Origin of the sequence: Viridibacillus soli, from assembly GCF_016612995.1 — a bacterium.
GTDB classification, from domain to species: Bacteria; Bacillota; Bacilli; order Bacillales_A; family Planococcaceae; genus Viridibacillus; species Viridibacillus soli.
The window spans coordinates 44,053-57,953 of record NZ_JAEOAH010000033.1 but is presented as its reverse complement, the minus strand read 5'-3'; the positions used below and the strand labels follow the sequence as shown (position 1 = coordinate 57,953).

Genomic DNA, 13,901 nt, shown 5'->3' with positions numbered 1-13,901 from the left:
TATAAAGGAAGAATAAAGAGCAACAATTCTAATAATGAGTACATTCGTTTCATTTTTAAAATTTTTCCTTGTTAAGAAAAAAATAGATTTCTATTAAAAAAATGGTTATGATGAAAAAATAATGAAATAGGAAGTAAACGTCAAGCAGCCCTAAAATATACTACATGAGTGGTGTATTTCAGGCCTACTTTTTGTTTGTTTCATTTTTTATTAGTAGAGGGTAAATCAGATGATCTTGAGTTATTTAAATTTGGGATATATTGGTGTATAATGAGGCGGGAAAGAATATTTATTTTTAACTAAAGGATATTAGAAATTCATATAGGAAAGAAGGTAGCTTATGGATTCGTTCATATTATTATTTTGCTTTGCGATTACTTTGCATAATATAGAAGAGGCTATTTGGTTGCCTAAGTGGTCACAACAGCCTTCAAAGTTTCAAAAATCAGTTACTGCTAGTGAATTTCATTTTGCTGTGATTGTCATTACTGCACTTGCATACTTATCAGCTTTCTATTATCTATATGTACCCGAGTCAAACTTAGCGAAATGGATTTTCACTGGCTTTTTAGGTTCAATGATTCTCAATGCTATTTTCCCTCATGTCATTGCAACAATAGCATTAAAAAAATATGCACCAGGTCTTGTTACAGGAATTATGCTGAATATTCCGATTAACTCCCTCATTATTCTCCGTTTATTCGAGAACCATCAGTTAGCTTGGAGAGAGTTAATATTTTCAACAATGGCGGTGGGTATTACTTTACTAGCACTTATTCCACTTTTATTTAAGGTTGGGAGAAAAGCTATAACTTTTTAGAAAAGCTAAAGAATAATCGAAGTTGAATCGATTTATGAGGAACTGAATTCACTCTCTTTATGTAGGGGAATAAGATGATCAAAGATATGCAATTTGAAGAGCCAGGATTACTGCATTTCAAATTTAGTAACTTGTCTATTTTAAACAGCAGCTAATTTTACTTCAATTCAGGTGTGTTGATCCACCAATTTTAACCATTACCATTAAAGTGGTAGGTTGATTTCCGCTACGGGATGCTCGCTTTCCGCGGGCAAGCACCCTCCGCTACAATCAACTAAAAACGTAGTAACATACGTAAGTATTGAACATAAAATAACTATTTTAATGGTAAATAACAACCTAATATTCCCCTAATTAACACACCTGCTATCAATTAAAATACATTTCAAAATAGTAGCTTCCAGGACGTCACCCTAGAAAAAAGAATCAAGCGCATATTATCATTTTGATTTTCTCACTCTTTAATTTCTTTGAAATAGAGATTAATTATCAAGAAAAAAATAGACAAAGTCCAATTTCAACTTTGTCTACAGTCGGAAAGCTGCTAGTATATTGCAGCTATATATATCCTTATAGCAACATCAAATTGTGATGGAGCCTTATTATAAGCGGTATTTCCTAATAGTTTCATTTACTTTTTCACTTAAATCGGTTAACCCTTGTGCAAGAGTAGTAACACTGTGTATGGCTTTTATTTGTTCATCAACTGATGCGGTTATCTCTTCAGAAGAAGCTGCTGTTTGTTCGGAAATAGCAGATATATTTTGAATCGAATCAATGATGACTGTACTTTGTTCTGTAACTTGTTGTATTTCCACACTTAAATGTTGTATTTCACTTATGATTTTCTGGACAGTGTTTGCAATTCTATTAAATTCAACTTCTGTATCATTGACCGAACTATTTAATTGGTTGGAAATGGTATGCGTTGTTGCCATGGCTGTAACGGTATTTTCAACTTCTTTTTCAATGCCCATAATCATTTGCTGAATTTGTTGAGTAGATACCCTAGATTCTTCCGCTAACTTACGTACTTCCTCTGCTACAACGGCAAAGCCTTTACCATGCTCCCCAGCACGTGCAGCTTCAATGCTTGCGTTTAATGCCAATAGATTTGTCTGCTGTGAAACGTTGTTAATTGCATCAGTTATTGATGAAATATCTTTTAGTTTTGTATAAAGATTTGTAATGCCAATACTAATTTGTTCAGATGCTTGTGTAGATTCATCATTTGATTTTTTTAGAACGGAGACGATCTCTTGTCCTTTACTAGTTGCCTCTTCAGAGATTGCGGTAATTTCTGTAATATGTTGATTTTGCGCGTTCATCTTTTCAATAGAGTTAGTTAATAAGCCAAGACTTCTGTTTGTTTCCTCTAAATTAGTAGCCTGTCCAATCGCACCTGCTGTAATTTCTGTCATAGCATTTCCGATTTCATCACTGCTTGCAGATGTTTCTTCCGATACGGCGGATAACTCATTTGCAGAAGTAACTAGCAAATTACTTGTTTTTTGTACATCTAATAGTAAAGTACGTAGATTAGTTGTCATTTGATTAAAGGATGTACCAAGTTGGCCAATTTCATCATTTGAATTTGGTAGTTTTTTACCTGTTAAATCACCATCTGCAATCTGCAGTGATGATTTTGAGACCTCACTTAATAAAATGAATTTTTTCTTTGTCGTAAAGTAAAAAGTCGCTAACCCCACTACAACTGCAAGCGATGTTAATAGGATAGTAATCCATTTTAACTTCGCCAGTGAGGCATAAAATTCATCTGTGTATGCGCCAATTCCAATATGCCAATCCCACGGTTCGAAGTAGGTTATATAGGAAATTTTCTCGCGTTCTTTTTCACCTTCTTTATTGATCCAGCTATATGTATAAAAATGATCCTCGTAGTTAGATGATTGAGAAATGCTGACTAAATCTTTCACTACATTTTGCCCACTATTATTTTGGAAATCTGTCCGATCTTCATTTAATGGAATTACTGGGTGCAGTGTCACGTGGTGATCTGAATCATATGCAAATAGATAACCATTATCCTTATAAACAAACGTTGATTTACTATAGTCATACAGTAAATTACCATCAGATTCAGCAGGTCCTATTAATATCTTACGTGCTTTTTCTTGCGCTTTTTCTCTTGTAATCGTTCCTTGTTCAACTTGTGTATTTAACTCTTTTAGTACCTCGGTTGCTGCCTCTGTTAAATGAGCCAAATCCAACTTGCCACTTGCAATCAATTCTTGTTTTGCAAAGTAATAGCTTGTAATACCAATAATCGAGCTAATACAAGTGATTAAAATAAAAATCAAAACTAATAATCTAAACGAAATTTTACTTGTAAAACTTTGTTTTTTCTCCATATAGTTGCCCTTTCTCACGTACGGTTTGTTCATTAGCATGGTGTATGATCTAAGTTCAGTAGTCTGATTGATAGGAAAATAACCTCTACGGTCAGTTAAGTAACTTACATGCTTATATTGATATGTATATTAAGATAAGAACTAAGAACAAGTTGAGATCATCAATGCTGTATACTATGAATTCAAACCGAACGATTAGCTTATTTTATTGTATTTCCATAATTCAATTAAATCTACCATGGGACTAATTAAATGTAAAGGTGAATAGTTAAAATGTACGTATTTTGTCATTTTTTTAAAGGACTTTAGACCTTTCGTTTGTATATAGTGATAAAAATAAAACTGAAGGACCAATTTAACACATTTTTTTGATAGAAAACAGGAAACAGAAAAACAAACGATTATTCACATAGTGATTAAGAAGAAATAATCGCTGTCTTTATGAAGGGGGAGGACTATATACAGTTGGAGTGTGAGGAATATGACTTGGAAGAAGGTGGTGTAGTTCGAATTCCGCCGAATGTAAGTCACCGTTATTTGTGTTGTTACTATGGATTTTCGCTCTCAAAATGGAACCTGTTAGATTTACTTTACCGTTGTTTTTGAAGTCTAATTTAACTTTCGCTGTTGGATCAAAAATAAAGCTAAACCAATTTAGATAACTACAATGCCAATACCTTGCTGTACTAAACCAACTTCAAGTTTTTGTTTCATTTTTAGTTATATGATGGTGAATCGTATCATAAGTAAATGAGTGTATTTTTTAATAATATTCATACACGATTGACGATGGATAAACTGGCTTACAATAAAATTTCACACTTTTACTTCCTCTGACAAACCCCTAGTATTCGAATGAACGCATACATCCAAACACAGTAATATTTATTATTTAAATTCAGTTCATATTCAGTTCATAAAATTGATGTATCATCCGTTTATGAACAGTTAGAGTAAAGTACTTGAAGGAGAACATTTAGGTGTAGGAAGGAATGGCATGTAATTTCTCCCCTTAGAAAGAAGGGATTCTCCAACGTGAGTTCATTGAAACAAGGTAATTACAAATTATGGTGAAGTAAAGAGGGAGGAATACCAATGGATATGATAAATAGAAAGGAAACAGAGGCGGCCAATGGTGAATGGGCTATTGAAGCGCGAGGACTCGTTAAAAATTTTGGAGACAATCGTGCAGTTGATGGTGTAGATCTGAACGTACGTGCTGGTACTATCTATGGTGTGCTTGGACCAAATGGGGCAGGTAAGACCACCACAATCAGAATGCTGGCGACTCTTCTGAAAGCTGACGAAGGTTCTACACGCATCTTCGGGTACGATGTAGTAAAGGATCCACATATCGTACGTCAATTGATAGGTGTAACCGGTCAGTATGCTTCAGTCGACGAGTCACTAAGCGCTACGGAGAATCTGGTCATCTTTTCTCGACTACTAGGGCTAGGGCGAGCAGAAGCGCGGAGTAAGGCAGCGGAATTGTTGGAGGAATTTGGTTTAACGGAAGCCGCGAAGCGTCCGTTGAAAAATTTCTCTGGTGGCATGCGTCGTAGATTAGATCTTGCGGCAAGTCTCATTGCACAACCACCGCTGATTTTTTTGGATGAACCGACTACCGGATTAGATCCGCGAACACGTAATCAAATGTGGGATACTATTCGCCGATTGGTAAAAACAGGTTCAACGGTACTTTTAACAACACAGTACCTTCAAGAGGCAGATGAACTGGCAGACCGCATTGCTGTTATCGACCATGGCCGAGTTGTCGCGGAGGGTACCGTCAATGAACTAAAAGCTTCAGTTGGTACGTCATCATTACATTTGAGTATTCAAAATCCACGGGACATCCAGGATGCTCGTCAGACAGTGGAACAGGTACTCAAAGTTCAGTCATCCATTTCGTCGGAAGCCGGGAAGATAACTGCCCCGATGGCGGATGCAGACCGGGTCACGGATCTACTTATCGCTCTTCGTCAAAAGGGCATCCAATTAGACGAGTTGAGTGTACAGAAACCAACGCTTGACGAGGTCTTTCTAACAATCACAGGGCAAGGTATTAAGAAAGTAGATGCTACTTTATCAGATGAATCCGATAAAGTAGAGGAGGGAAGAGTATGAGTAGTACTTCTTTTAAACAGGTTGCTGGGCGTCAATTACGTAAAAAAACAAGTTTTAAACAATCAGTAAACAATTCCTTAACGATGGCATATCGAGGCGTGCTGAAGATTCGTCGAACACCGGAGCAATTATTTGACGTAACGCTCCAACCAATTATTTTTACTCTAATGTTCACCTACATTTTTGGAGGGGCCATTTCGGGAAACGTACAAAACTACTTGCCCGTTATCATTCCAGGTATCCTCGTGCAGACCGTAATCACGACCTCAATCGTCACTGGTGTCCAATTACGTGAGGATATGGATAAGGGCGTGTTTGATCGATTTAAGTCACTGCCAATCGCACGTATTGCTCCGTTGGCGGGAGCACTGTTGGCAGACACCATCAGGTATACAATTGCGACCGTGCTCACTTTTGCCATGGGATATATCATGGGTTATCGACCAGAAGGGGGACTGGGTCACGTTGTCCTCGCAGCACTTCTAGTAATTGTATGTGCCTGGGCTATTAGCTGGATATTTGCCTTCTTCGGTGTAATTGCACGTACTGCTTCAAGCGTACAAGGAATCTCGATGATTGTGTTGTTTCCGCTCACATTTCTCTCCAACGCTTTTGTGCCAGCAGAAACTTTGCCTAACTGGCTACAGTGGTTTGTGAAAATCAATCCAATCTCACATCTCGTTACTGCCGTTCGAGATCTTGCTAACTCTGGTACAGTAGGATGGGATTTAACTGCTTCCCTCATTGGAGCGGCTGTAATTGTAGCAATTTTTGCACCAATTACGGTACGCGCATATATGCGTCGGACATAAGTGGAGAGACGATTTTAATTGTTGGATAATCGTTCTGTTTATCTACCGCAAACTTCAATTTTGAATATATTAAAAGTGTGTTTTGAGTAATCTTTTCTCAAAACACACTTTTTTATTTGTTCTTTTATTAGCCTTCTGATCCCACTAAATAACGCTTAACTTCGGTCTCAGATTTTACAATTAATATATCATTGTGATCTTTTACTGAATAGATTTCAGCGCCAATTGGTAATTTATTTGCAGCACCATTCTTGAATTCTTCCGGGTTTGAGGCTTCAAACTCAATCTTCCCAACTTGCTCTTTTTCTACTAATTCCAGTTCATCTACCCAATCAATCTCTGTTTTATAGATTGAGTCTTCCCATTGAAAAATATCAGCATTTGAATCTAACTCTAATATTTCTGCTGCATCAGGTTTTTCGGTTGTATGAACCGTTACATCTTTGTCCGAACAACTAACTAACCATAAAATTGACATAGCAATTAATAATAAAACTCGACTAAATTTCAAAGCATTCGCCCCTTTGTGAAAGAATCTCTTGCAACTAATTAGACGGAATAAACGATTATAAAGCTTTTTCAACAGGTTCAAGAATAGATTCAATGACATTTTTTAATTGTAGAATACTGTTTTGCGTACTTTCGTTCTTCTTATAAATAAAAACGGTGTTAATCACATTGTTTAGCTGTAAATTGTAACGATGAATATTTGTATAGTTATATAAGTCGATTAGCTTCGTATTTAATACTGCAACTGAATTATTAATTTGAAGGAAATCGTGAATACTGCTAACGGATTTTATTTCTTTTAAGTTATATGGAATTTGATTGTTCGTTAGCCATTCCACCACAGCTCGTGTATACATACAAGCCTTACTTAATACGAGTAGTGTAAGGGGTTTACGTTCATCAAAATTAATAATATGCATGTCGTTTGAAATCACCTCGAATGTTTCAGTAGCAATGGTGTCATAGGCTAAATCGGGATAATTTTTAATCGGTTTACTAGTGAGTGCACAGTCCATCTCGGAATTGTGTATTTTTTCATTTAAGGAATTACTAGATTCTACTGTGAAATCTACATCCAAAGGAATGTTATTCGTATTTAAGGCATTGACGATAGAGGCACCGTAAATTTTGATTGTCGTATGTGATGCGCCAAAATTCACTTTAGCTTTAACTTGATCTGCACCAACGGATTGTAAAAATTCTTCGTATTCTTGCGTAATAAGCTGGAGGTAGTTTTTATACTGGATACCTACGTTGGTGATTTTTAATCCTTGGGGTGTACGTTTGAAAATAGATTGGCCGATTTCTGACTCCATTTTTTTTACTTTAGATGTCAGAGCAGATTGCGTGTAGTTAGTGATTTCGGCGGATTTACTTAAATTTTGGCGATTTAATATTTCAATTTTTAATGCAATGTCATCGAGGTTCATATTGTTTGTCACACACCCTATTAAAATTTTTGATAGCGCCTATCATTTTCCTCCATTTTACGCGTCGTAGCATACAGCGTAAACTCTAGTTAATTCATTATACCGAACAAATACATAGGTGTAATAAAAAGATTTTGGAGGTACCTTGATGAAAACATATACTAAATGGTTAATCGTACTCGTTGCGACAGTATCACAAACGGCAGCAACTTTTGTGACGTATGGTATGGGACCAATCGCAACATTTTATCAAATTGAATGGAACTTATCAGCGCTGCAAACAGGCTTTATCGTTTCAGCTGTCAATATTGGACCGATGTTTTCGATGATTGTGTTTGGTTATATGATGGATAAGAAAGGGGAAAAACAAATCATTGGATGGGGGTCCATATTATTAGGACTCTCAGCATTAACGCTAGTTTTTGTTAACAATTATATCATTTTATTGCTTTTATTACTATTGGTCGGGATTTGGTACGGAAGTGCTCAAACTGGTGGGAGTACTGCAATCGTAAAATGGTTCCCTGATAAACATAGGGGACTAGCGCTAGGGATTAGACAGACGGGCATACCGATAGGGGGAGCTTTAGCATCTGTCCTACTTACTTATACTTATTATCATTATGAATTGTCGGCAGTACATATTGTACAAGGGGTTATTGCAATTGCTGGAGGCTTACTTTTCCTATTAGCGTATCATGAGCCAAAAGAAAGTAAGGCTACAGAATCTAAATCGGTGTCGTTTAAAGAAAAAATGAATGCAATCAAAAATAACAAAGCACTGTACCCAATCTATATTGTAGGGATTGTGATGATGTCATTACAGATGGTCATCATCGCCCATTTCATGAGTTATTTGCATAAAGAAGGTAACTATTCTCTTACTGAAGCAGGGGAATATTTGAGTCTAATTTTAATTGGGGGAATGATTGGTCGAGTTGCCATTGCGTGGGTGAGTGATCAATTCTATGAACAAAATAGAGAAAAATTATTATTTATTGTAATGGCTATTACAGTAATTTTTACAGTGATGTTGCCATTAATCATGCATGCAGAATTAGTGATGCTACTATTCTGTTTTCTGCTAGGGTTTGTAGCAATTGGCTGGTATTCATTATTCATCGCTTGTGTCACTGAGCACTCAGATCCGCGTTATATAGGCTTAACAGTGAGTTCAGCTTTGACATTAAATCAATTATTTATCGTTATCGCGCCTTCTCTATTCGGTTTAATTGTAAATTTATTGAATAGCTATCAATTAGCGTTATACATTGTAGGAATTATCGTCGCGTTAGGGGCGATTAATTTATATACAACAAAGGTGAGAGTAGCTTAGTTTGATAATGAGACATGCTCTATGCAAGTTCTAACGATGCGAAGTTATCAAAAACAGTTAGCCCAGTGATTAAAAGTTAGGCATATATTTAAGATCATTAGTGAGTATAATACAAACCGCTTAAGGTATTGTTTTAAAATCTTTAAAATGGAATCAAGATAAAAGTCATTTAATTAGGATTTACTAGATTACTTTTCGCGAGAAGGTATATAAAGGAAGAAACTATAAATTGTAGGGATAATGGCTGAACCGTATCATAAATAAAGGCGAAAAATAAAATTAGCTTAATTAAGAAGGAGAATGGCATGACGATTATTAATGCCATTCTCCTTTTTGTATCTATAGGTCATCTTCTCCCTAAGGATTGCAATGATTATGCAGCATAATAGCGGAATTTTGATTGTTTTTTATAAATTATCGTAGTCTGTATAATAAAAAATTGATTTTGTGACTTTATTACAGTAGGATATACAAGCAATGTCTTCAAGAAAGTACGATATAACAATAGTAATTTTTGATATTTAGTATAGTATAATGCTATTGTAAGAAAGATAGTTCTTGATTTCAGTTCATAAGCAAATAAATATTTTATATGAGATTCGGATAATCTATGTGATTATCTATCTTTTCAATAAAAAAGATGAGGAAGTACAAGTTTGTATGAAAAATCGTAAAATAAAGCTAATTATCGTATTATCTACTATTTTAATACTATTGTTTACAAGTTTAAATGTCTTTACCTCTTATGTGAAGATGAAAAGGGCGGTTGAAGAGTCAATTGCAAACCAAAGTCTTGAATCAGCAAAGTCCATTGCATTAGAGTTAGATATAGAAACATATCAGCAATTTTTGAATGACCCTGTGAGAAATGAATACTATTGGGAATTAAGAAGCTATTTAAATGATGCAAGAGAAAAACTCGGCGCTTTAAATGTGTATACATTGGAAGTTGATAATCCTAAGGTATCGAAATCAATGATAGCCGGATTACCCCTGGAACTAAAAGAGGGCTTTATAATTGGAGCGGCTTGCACAGTACCCGAAGAGCAGGTCAAAAGAGCTTATGAGGGAAATACATATGCAACAGGTGTAATTGAGGACACCGATTTTGGCTCGTACCTTTCTGTTGGAGTACCGATAAAGGATGAAGCAGGAAAGGTGATAGGATACCTAGGTGTCGATATTAGTGCCGAAAAACTCAATAATATTAAAGGGAAAGTACTAGAAAATAATATCCTTCTCTTCGTCTTTAATGGTGTATTTATTTTGATCGTAATAGGATCCTTTTTATTTTTGCAAAGATGGTATCAAAAAGAAGTGACGAAGGAGGTAGGGTATACAGAAGATACGTACCAAGCAGAAATTAAAACATTAATCACCTCTGTATCCTCTTTAAGACATGATTTCACCAATCATATTCAAGTTTTACACGGACTTCTTCAATTAGGGGAATCTGCTCAGGCACAACAATACGTATCATCTCTGTCTAAAGAAGTTCAGGCGATTGAATCTCTAAAATTAAATATAGATCATCCTGGTCTTTCTATTTTGTTGCAAACAAAGAAACTTACTGCACAAAATTACCATATTGATATGGATTTTACGATTTCTCATGATGAATTCAATCAAATAAAAACAACAGATTTAATCAAAATGTTATCTAATTTAATTGATAATGCCATTGATGCAGCAATAGAATTACCTGAAGGTGAACGTAAAATAACAATTTGTTGTAAAGCAGATGATACGCATTATGTATTTAAAATTACGAATACAGGACCCAAGATTATCGAGAATGAACATATTTTTAACCAAGGGTATTCAACAAAAAAAGCAGAACAAGGTAAAATAAGAGGTCAAGGTTTATTTATTGTGAAGGAAGTAGTGAATAAATATAATGGAGAAATTTCACTGGATTCAACAAATAAATTAGAGACTACAGCCATTGTGGAAATCCCACTAAAGTAAATTTGAACAGCTTGTAGAAATATATAACAAGGTGAAAAAATTTTAGAAACTAATGGAGCAGCGATATTATGTCGCTGCTTTTTTATACTCCTTAGCCTTTATTAATACCGACTACATGCATTTCAACTCCTTGGTGTTCGATTATAGCGCTTAATCGAGATGTTTTACAAATGAGATCATCAGTTGAAGCATATTCTAATGTATGTAACTATCATTACTTCGAATATCTTTTTCAAATATATCATGGCACGATTGTATTTCTTCTGTGTTAAATAATACGCAAGAAAAGGGGAGTTCAATTGAAGCAGAGGATGGTTAATATCATGGCTTTTACCTGCTTATCGATTCTGTTATTCGGATGTGAAGATGAAGAAAAGCGTATAGATGTAACATTTGAATTATCAAATGACATTACAGAAAAAGTAGTTCAAGTAGCAAAAGATTATGTTATCAAAAATAATTGTGGAACAATAGAAACTGTTCAAGTTGGTTCAGCTAATATAACTGACCATTTAGTTGATGCATCGGATGAAATTTCAAATCAAAAAGATATTGGTCAAATAGTATATAGAGTAACTTTTAAGGATAACCCCAATGTCGTTACAGGTTTACCAGAAGTTTTAATCAACAAAGATAACAATCGCGTAGTTGGGTTTATAGCAGGAGAATGAGCAATGAAAGAAAATTAAGTTTTAAAAAAACAGTTTGCAATTTGTTAGATGCAAGCTGTTTTTTTGTTTTCCAATGAGAGAATTGAGGAGAGGGCGTTACAATCGCAAACAATTACATAGGGGTATCAACTGATTAAAATAAGCCAGATGGAGTAGAAAGAGTATGTAGAACAACAGCCAGAACTAATTATTTGTATCCGGAATATGGGCTTAGATCTAAGTATTTAGTATATCTTTATCTTTTTTTACTCTTAAAATAACTGAATAATTTGTATGGAGAATATTTTTGGAATTGTCACTTTTATTTGCACTGAAGAGCTGTTATAGTGAGAAATGAGTTGTTATTTGGAATATAATTAATAATCCATATTTTGATTGTAGTATAAAATATAATGGTTTAAGAGAATCCAAAAATACATTCAAAGTTCAAAGTGCGCCAAAACTATTATTTCAATTAATGGCACTGGTTAATCCTTATATGCGAGAAATGAAAGAAGTATATTATGTGTATAACAATCCATATATTGTGGACCATAGTAAGTATGAGAAAACCTTTGGCATAGAGGTTACACCTCATGCCAAAGCAATTAAAGAAACATTAGATTGGTATCGAAAAATTGGAATGATAAATTAATAGGGAAGTTTATTAACTTATTTTTCCCACAAGGAAGCGTCTGGGTTATTTATCCTTTACTAGAATGGAAATTAGTGTTGTGGCACCTAGATATTCAGTCTTCAGAAGCGGCAAATCGACATCTCGCTTTGTATTTCTATGCTCGAATATCAGAGTACTATGCTCATTAAATTATTCGACTCTATAAATAGGTTTAACACCGCCCGCAATGGACGGTGTTAAAATAGAGTGGTTTAATTTTATTTAGTAATTTTTCAAGTTTATTTGCACTCATTATTTCGTGAGTAATGAATTCCCGATTACCTCTTTACGAAATGAGTAACAAAACTTATCGAAATTAATTTTATCTTCATAGAATCTATGAGCATCGAGCCTTTGTAAACCGGATTCTAACGCTATATACTGACAATTATTTTTTGTAGCATATTCTTGTAAAAATAGCATAATGTCTTTTCCGTATCCAGAGGATCTAGCCTTTGAAGTTGTTACTAAATCATAGATATATAAGTGCTTTTTATTATAAAAATTTGTTTTTATTGTAATACCAGCAAGTGCTTGAATTGTATCTTCGTCATAAAGTGCATACAGTTCATAGCCTTCTTGTTCCATAACATCAAATAGACATAAGAATGAATCTAGCGTTAAGTCTGTCCTTAACTCCTTCATTATTTCAAAGGATTTAATTAGTTCACTTTTTTCATTGATTTTATTGATTTTCCTCATAATAGCCTCCTGTTATAACCTTTATATAACCGATATTACCATAATACGGAAATGGTCAATCAGAAAATTCTGGCTGAACTTAAAATTTGTACATGTGTTTTTATAAATGAGACTATCTCTTTTTACTTTTTAAAAGCATAGCCCATTCCTAGAAACGTTAATACTATTCCAAGTATTTGATATGAATCTGGATGATACCCTGTTAATAGCACATCTAGTATAATCGCTATGGCTGGATCGAGAAAAACCAGAATAGCAATGGTTTGTGCTTTTAGGCTTCTTAAGCTACTAAAAAACAAATAGAAAACAAATCCTGTGTGCACAAATCCCGTTAATAAAATATATGCCCAATTTTCAGCGCTTAATTGGCTGAATTTTGTCCATTCAATTAGTGGTAATAACAATAAAACACCAAGACTTGTCTGAATGACTGTAAGTAAAATGGGATCGAGCGTACGGATGGCTTTTCCTGTTAAGGTTGTTAGCGCATAGAATAATGCTGCTCCAAACGCCCATAGAACACCTGTTGATAAGAAATCATCGAATGAAGAGTGTTGTTGAATTCCTCCGACGAGTAACGTCCCTATAAAGCAAATAACAATCGCAATGCCTGCAGGGAGAGTAATTTTTTCTTTAAATAGTAGAGAACCAAGTAAAAGTACAAGAACAGGTGCTAAATGATAAATAGAGACTGCTACTGTGATCGGCATTAATTCAAAAGACCGAAAGAAAAAGACCCAATTCACAATAAGAAAAAAACCACACAACAAGGCAAATAAATATTCTTTTCTGGGAGCAGGCTCTTGATTTTTCGCCAACCTTTTTCGACGTCCAAGCAACCATACAAGCCCTAATAACAGACTTGCACAAAGACAGCGAATAAATACTAATTCAATAGACGGCAGATTTGTCTTTACAGAAAAAAAGCCGATTGATCCGAATATAACCATTGATGCAGCGAATTTTAAATGCGCATTCATAATAAAACTCCTTTTGTTA

The 13,901-nt window shown here is 34.8% G+C and carries 11 protein-coding genes and 1 pseudogene; 7 read left to right on the top strand and 5 right to left on the bottom strand.

Going from position 1 to position 13,901, the window contains the following annotated elements:
- Window positions 1-340 precede the first annotated feature (340 nt).
- Window positions 341-820 (top strand): HXXEE domain-containing protein, encoded by a 480-nt coding sequence (locus JFL43_RS17050; RefSeq protein ID WP_200749989.1) that lies wholly within the window; start codon window positions 341-343, stop codon window positions 818-820.
- A 602-nt stretch (window positions 821-1,422) separates the two neighbouring features.
- Here JFL43_RS17050 and JFL43_RS17045 read toward each other — a convergent pair.
- The gene (locus JFL43_RS17045) at window positions 1,423-3,192 is read right to left on the bottom strand and encodes a methyl-accepting chemotaxis protein (RefSeq protein WP_200749988.1); all 1,770 of its coding nucleotides are present in this window, start codon (window positions 3,190-3,192) and stop codon (window positions 1,423-1,425) included.
- 393 nt (window positions 3,193-3,585) lie between these two features.
- On the opposite strand from JFL43_RS17045, the pseudogene JFL43_RS22755 reads away from it, so the two are divergent.
- From JFL43_RS22755 to JFL43_RS17035, 3 genes and pseudogenes are all read left to right on the top strand, one after another.
- Window positions 3,586-3,798: pseudogene (locus tag JFL43_RS22755) on the top strand (hypothetical protein); the annotation flags it as partial.
- Between the two features lie 489 nt (window positions 3,799-4,287).
- The gene (locus JFL43_RS17040; RefSeq protein WP_407701994.1) at window positions 4,288-5,319 is read left to right on the top strand and encodes an ATP-binding cassette domain-containing protein; all 1,032 of its coding nucleotides are present in this window, start codon (window positions 4,288-4,290) and stop codon (window positions 5,317-5,319) included.
- The gene (locus JFL43_RS17035) at window positions 5,316-6,131 is read left to right on the top strand and encodes an ABC transporter permease (protein WP_200749987.1); all 816 of its coding nucleotides are present in this window, start codon (window positions 5,316-5,318) and stop codon (window positions 6,129-6,131) included. Before JFL43_RS17040 ends, JFL43_RS17035 begins: the two co-directional genes overlap by 4 nt.
- Before the next feature lie 127 nt (window positions 6,132-6,258).
- On the opposite strand, the gene JFL43_RS17030 is transcribed toward JFL43_RS17035, so the two are convergent.
- Together JFL43_RS17030 and JFL43_RS17025 are read right to left on the bottom strand one after the other, a co-directional pair.
- Window positions 6,259-6,642: a hypothetical protein gene (locus JFL43_RS17030; protein ID WP_200749986.1), complete on the bottom strand. Its 384-nt coding sequence runs from the start codon at window positions 6,640-6,642 to the stop codon at window positions 6,259-6,261.
- 55 nt (window positions 6,643-6,697) lie between these two features.
- Window positions 6,698-7,570, bottom strand: a complete 873-nt coding sequence (locus JFL43_RS17025; protein WP_200749985.1) for a LysR family transcriptional regulator — start codon at window positions 7,568-7,570, stop codon at window positions 6,698-6,700.
- A gap of 148 nt (window positions 7,571-7,718) precedes the next feature.
- Between JFL43_RS17025 and JFL43_RS17020 the strand changes: the two genes are divergently transcribed.
- The 3 genes from JFL43_RS17020 (at window position 7,719) to JFL43_RS17010 (ending at window position 11,545) form a co-directional block, all read left to right on the top strand.
- Window positions 7,719-8,906: an MFS transporter gene (locus JFL43_RS17020; protein WP_200749984.1), complete on the top strand. Its 1,188-nt coding sequence runs from the start codon at window positions 7,719-7,721 to the stop codon at window positions 8,904-8,906.
- Between the two features lie 660 nt (window positions 8,907-9,566).
- Window positions 9,567-10,874, top strand: a complete 1,308-nt coding sequence (locus JFL43_RS17015) for a sensor histidine kinase (protein ID WP_200749983.1) — start codon at window positions 9,567-9,569, stop codon at window positions 10,872-10,874.
- Between the two features lie 299 nt (window positions 10,875-11,173).
- The gene (locus tag JFL43_RS17010) at window positions 11,174-11,545 is read left to right on the top strand and encodes a hypothetical protein (RefSeq protein WP_200749982.1); all 372 of its coding nucleotides are present in this window, start codon (window positions 11,174-11,176) and stop codon (window positions 11,543-11,545) included.
- Between the two features lie 907 nt (window positions 11,546-12,452).
- Here the strand turns inward: JFL43_RS17010 and JFL43_RS17005 are convergent.
- Entirely contained in the window at window positions 12,453-12,902 is a 450-nt protein-coding gene (locus JFL43_RS17005) for a GNAT family N-acetyltransferase (RefSeq protein ID WP_234447860.1), read from the bottom strand.
- Window positions 12,903-13,024: 122 nt separating this feature from the next.
- The gene (locus JFL43_RS17000; RefSeq protein WP_200749981.1) at window positions 13,025-13,882 is read right to left on the bottom strand and encodes a DMT family transporter; all 858 of its coding nucleotides are present in this window, start codon (window positions 13,880-13,882) and stop codon (window positions 13,025-13,027) included.
- Between the last annotated feature and the right edge of the window lie 19 nt (window positions 13,883-13,901).